General features: G+C 37.3%; 6 protein-coding genes. 2 read left to right on the top strand and 4 right to left on the bottom strand.

Annotation, left to right across the window (positions count from 1 at the left end; genetic code table 11):
* On the bottom strand, positions 1–974 hold a 974-nt coding region (locus tag AB685_RS26480; RefSeq protein ID WP_047973583.1), incomplete at its 3' end, for an ABC transporter ATP-binding protein.
* 259 nt (positions 975–1,233) lie between these two features.
* On the opposite strand from AB685_RS26480, the gene mgtE reads away from it, so the two are divergent.
* On the top strand, positions 1,234–2,598 hold the full coding sequence (gene mgtE, locus AB685_RS26475; RefSeq protein ID WP_128755953.1) for a magnesium transporter: 1,365 nt from the start codon (positions 1,234–1,236) through the stop codon (positions 2,596–2,598).
* 382 nt (positions 2,599–2,980) lie between these two features.
* Here mgtE and AB685_RS26470 read toward each other — a convergent pair whose 3' ends face one another.
* The 3 genes from AB685_RS26470 to wrbA all read right to left on the bottom strand — a co-directional run bounded on the left by AB685_RS26470 (position 2,981) and on the right by wrbA (position 4,471).
* On the bottom strand, positions 2,981–3,121 hold the full coding sequence (locus tag AB685_RS26470; RefSeq protein ID WP_047973582.1) for a BH0509 family protein: 141 nt from the start codon (positions 3,119–3,121) through the stop codon (positions 2,981–2,983).
* Between the two features lie 158 nt (positions 3,122–3,279).
* Positions 3,280–3,696, bottom strand: coding sequence for a universal stress protein (locus AB685_RS26465; RefSeq protein ID WP_047973581.1), 417 nt, complete (start codon positions 3,694–3,696; stop codon positions 3,280–3,282).
* Positions 3,697–3,850: 154 nt separating this feature from the next.
* Entirely contained in the window at positions 3,851–4,471 is a 621-nt protein-coding gene (wrbA, locus tag AB685_RS26460; RefSeq protein ID WP_047973580.1) for an NAD(P)H:quinone oxidoreductase, read from the bottom strand.
* Positions 4,472–4,624: 153 nt separating this feature from the next.
* Between wrbA and AB685_RS26455 the strand changes: the two genes are divergently transcribed.
* The coding region (locus AB685_RS26455; protein WP_047973579.1) for a helix-turn-helix domain-containing protein at positions 4,625–4,831 on the top strand (207 nt) is incomplete at its 3' end.

Genomic DNA, 4,831 nt, shown 5'->3' with positions numbered 1-4,831 from the left:
TAGACGATCATTGGTTCATTAGTTACATGCTCATCACCCAGTCTCACTTCAAGCTCCTGGTATTCACCACTATAAGTCACACGTTCTACTCGACCCGTGTAACGGCCATCCTCTACTAAGCGGCAACCCTCAGGTCTAATAGAAATGCGCACATCCTCTAAAACTTGATCAGATTCAGATGGTAAACACACCCGTCCGATATGTGTCTCAACATGCTTAAGATCTTCACAGAGCGTGCCTGAAAGAAGGTTTGTTTTCCCTACAAATTGTGCTACAAAGCAGTTTTTCGGACACCGGTACATATCACGAGGGGATGCAATTTGTTGAATCACACCTTGATTCATTACAACAACTCGATCAGAAACAGCAAAGGCATCTTTTTGATCATGCGTGACAATAATCGCCGTTGTATTAGCTTTACGCAAAATAGCCGTTACATCATAGCGCATTCTCTCACGAAGCCCTGCATCCAAATTACTAAAAGGCTCATCCATTAATACGACATGCGGCCTTGGTGCTAATGCACGAGCTAGAGCAACACGTTGTTGTTGACCACCAGAAAGTTCATTTGGAAAACGCTTTGCGTAGTCGGCTAAACCAACTAGTTCAAGAACTTCCTTTGCACGCTTCTTCTTATTAAGGGTACCCCATTTATTTAAACCAAACGTTACATTCTTTTCTATTGTTAAGTGAGGAAAAAGTGCATAGTCTTGAAACACCATTCCGATTCCTCTTTTCTCTGGAGGAAGATAWGAACGGTGGTCGTACACAACTTGATCATCAATTCTAATTGAACCACTTGAAGGCTGCTCAAAACCAGCAATCATTCTTAACGTAGTCGTCTTACCACAACCGCTTGGACCAAGCAGGGTGATAATTTCACCTTTTTCAATCGAAAGATCAATATGATTAACGGCCGGACTTTCGGCTTTATTGTACGTCTTTGTTAAATCTTGAAGGTGGATAAAACCCATTATGTACTTCCCCCTCAACCTCTTCTTTGAGAATGAATTTCAATCTAAGTGAATCATATCACAGCTTATTTCATAGCGTCAATGTAAATACAATGAAAAATCTATATACTTTCAATGTATTTTGTATATTTAAAATTCTTTAAGGCTGTTTGACCTTTTACCGTATAGGGAATGTAATAAGGATTATTTATCATCAAGGGTTTTACATCATCATTCTTTTTTTGTAAAGTATATAAATGAGAGAAGCGAGGTGTGCGCATTGGTTGCAAATATGACTGAAGACCAACTACTTGTACTTGTTATTAAATATATCAAAGAGGCAAAACGATCAGCTCTCCAACAGTTATTAGAAGAACTACATCCATATGATGTTGCCCAGCTGTATCGAGGACTTCCAGAAAAGCATCATCATAAATTTCTAACTTTCTTAACTTCTGATCAAATTGCTGATTTAATCCAGGAATTAGATTATGAAATGCAAATTGAAATTCTGCACAAACTAGGCATTGAACGATCATCAAAAGTTATGAATTTAATGGATAATGATGATCTCGCTGACTTACTTAATGAATTATCAACCGAGAAGATCCAAGAATTTTTAGACGTTATGAGAAAAGAAGATTCTCAAAAGATTCGATCACTGATGAGCTACCCTGCTGAAACTGCCGGGGGATTAATGACTAACCAATTTGTCTGGATTAACGCTAACCAGACGGTAAAGCAAGCAGTTAATAAACTTAAAGAATATGCCAGCTTTTCAGAGAATATCTATTATTTATATGTAATAAACGAAGAAAAGAAATTAGTAGGGGTCGTATCCTACCGTGACTTATTAATAGCAGATGGCGAAGAAAAGATTGAAGATATTATGTTTAACCGAGTGGTATCTGTTCTTGTAGATGCTGACCAAGAAGAAGTAGCCCAAACAATTGAACGCTATGACTTTATTGCCGTTCCTGTTGTAGATGAAAAGAATATTCTTCTAGGTATTATCACGGTAGATGATGCGATTGATATCGTCATACGTGAAGCGAATGAAGATATCGAGAAACTCTCTGCTTCCGGTAAAGACATTGACTTTAATACCAAAGCAACTACAGCTTCTTTTAGACGCCTTCCATGGCTTATTTTGTTATTATTTATTGGTTTACTATCCGGAAGTATTATTAGTGGTTTTGAAGAAACCCTTGATCAAGTTGTAGCACTCATTTTCTTCATGCCTATGATAGCTGGGATGACTGGTAATACAGGTACTCAATCATTAGCCGTTGTTGTGCGAGGAATCGTTACAAGTGATGTTGATCAAAAAACTGTTATTAGGTTAGTCTTACGTGAACTTAGGGTCGGGATCATTATCGGAATCACATGTGGAATTCTTATCCTTATTGTCGCGACAGTGTGGATTGGAAGCTTCACATTAGGGCTAGTTGTCGGTGTTTCTTTATTAATTACATTAATCGTTGGAACATTAGCAGGAACGATTATTCCGCTTATGCTATATCGCTTCGGCGTTGACCCAGCTGTAGCATCAGGCCCACTTATTACAACGATTAATGATATCTTCTCATTAATGATCTACTTTGGCATTGCGACTGCTTTTTTAGCCCAACTTCAACATTTATAATCAAAAAAGCAGTCTCTTTTAAAAGAGACTGCTTTTTTTTCGACAAATTGCCGGGGAAATAAATCGAATTAGAAAGTGAAAGTCGAAATGGTTGTCGTAAAATGTCTATTATATGCGTACATGCTAATAGAGAGATTAGACTGATTAAGTGGTAAGAATATGCCCAATCACCCAATAAAGTATTCCATATAATGCCGTAATAGAGGTAATGATGATAAATAAGGTTTTATTTGAAAATTTCATTATATCCACCCTTCAAGAGCATTCTTTAGGTAGTATACCTTATTTCTATCTCTATTTACCTGAAAATATTTTGAACATTACTCTAGGACTTCAAAAATAAAACCTCTCCATCGACTGATCAGTCGATGGAGAGGTTTTATTAATTACGTTCATGCATGCTATATACTCGTGTATATATATGCTCAATATCTGCATCGGTCATCAACATTAATTTTCTCTCATGCATTCCCTCAACTGTAGTAAGAAATTGGATCATATTCTCGCGCTCTTTTCTGCTCATCCATAACACCCTTTCTGTTTTAATACAACTTCATTTATTTTTTATTATTATATAACAGAAGATTCAAAAAGGTCAATCATTTCTTACAACTTTTTTAATTCAATGAGAACGCCTAGCCTTCTCACAAAAAAACCTTACCATTTGGCAAGGTTTATTCGCTATCTCATTATTAATACAGGGCAAGTTGCTCTTTTCATTACCTTATGACTAACGCTACCTAAAACCAATTGTTGAAGCTGATTTAATCCTCGACTTCCAATTACAATTAAGTCAGCTTCAATTGAGTGAGCAAATTGAACAATCGCATATGCAGGCTCTCCACGAATGATTTTCACTTCATAATTAATGTTTTCCCCCTTAGCTTGTTGTTCAATAGCAGCTAACCTCTTATTACGCTTCTCCGAAATCCCTAATGAATCCCAACTATCGAGCACATCGGCTTTAGAGGTTGAACCATCTACTACATACACTACAAATACTTTAGTATCTCTGTCTTTTGCTAATTCAATTGTCTTTTCTACAGCTTTCATTGAGTGCTCAGATCCATCTGCTGCTACGACAATTTGTTTGAACATAAGCTCACATCCTTATGACTCAAGTTTCAAACAACCCTTTGAAGTTTGTGGTTACTTCTTACTATTAGTATACGAAGAGAGCCCAACAAATGGTACTGAATTCAAAAATAAAGCATGAAGGATTGTTCATCCTGCATGCTTTAACTCGGTTTTGTTATTGATTTAATTTATGAGCAACTTTTGCTAATCGTGCACCTAGTCGCTTAGCCATCACAAAGTCTCTTTCATCTGGAGCAGCTGATCCATCTGGTCCTGAAATAGTTGATGCACCATATGGACTTCCGCCAATCCCATCTGTTGTTAGTTGCTCAGGGTTCTCTCCGTAAGGGAGGCCAACAAAAATCATACCGAAATGGAGCATGGGAATAAGCGAGGTAATAATAGTTGTTTCTTGACCGCCATGCACAGAACCTGTACTAGTAAATATGGAGGTAGCTTTACCTTCTAGTTCTCCGTTCGCCCACAAGCCTCCTGCAGAATCGAGAAACTGTTTCATTTGAGCAGGCATAGAGCCGTACCTAGTAGGGATTCCCCAAGCTATTCCATCAGCCCAACGCAAATCATCATGAGTTGCCTCCGCTACGTCATCTTGATTATCTTGCGCTTCTACATAAGCATCTTGGCTAGACATTGCTTCTTTCACTACATCAAACTCTGGAATTTTAACAAGCTTCACCTCGGTCCCTTCAACCTCTTCTGCACCTTTTGCGATTGCCTTTGCCATTTCATAAATATGACCATATGCACTGTAATACGGCACGAGAACCTTTGCCATGAATTGAACACTCCTTATACTAACTTTTTTATAGTAACTATAATATATATATTAATTATATTTTTTAAATTGTCAATCAATTAGGCTTCTCTTGTCTCCTTTCTTATCTATACCTTTAATTTATGGTAAACTAAACCTAATGAGGTGAATAATATGGACTACAGTAGGATGTGCCCAAAATATGAGCATGCTGCAGAATTATTAGGCAAGAAATGGACGGGTTTAATTATTCGAGTATTACTTGATGGCCCAAAAAGGTTCAAAGAAATTAAATTCCAAATACCAGATATGAGTGRTCGCATATTAACTGAACGAATGAAAGAATTAGAGGATTTAGAGGTCATTGTACGAAATGTGTAC

The organism is Bacillus sp. LL01 (assembly GCF_001037965.1).
Note: the sequence above shows the minus strand (reverse complement) of the source record. Positions and strands in the feature narration are given on the sequence as shown.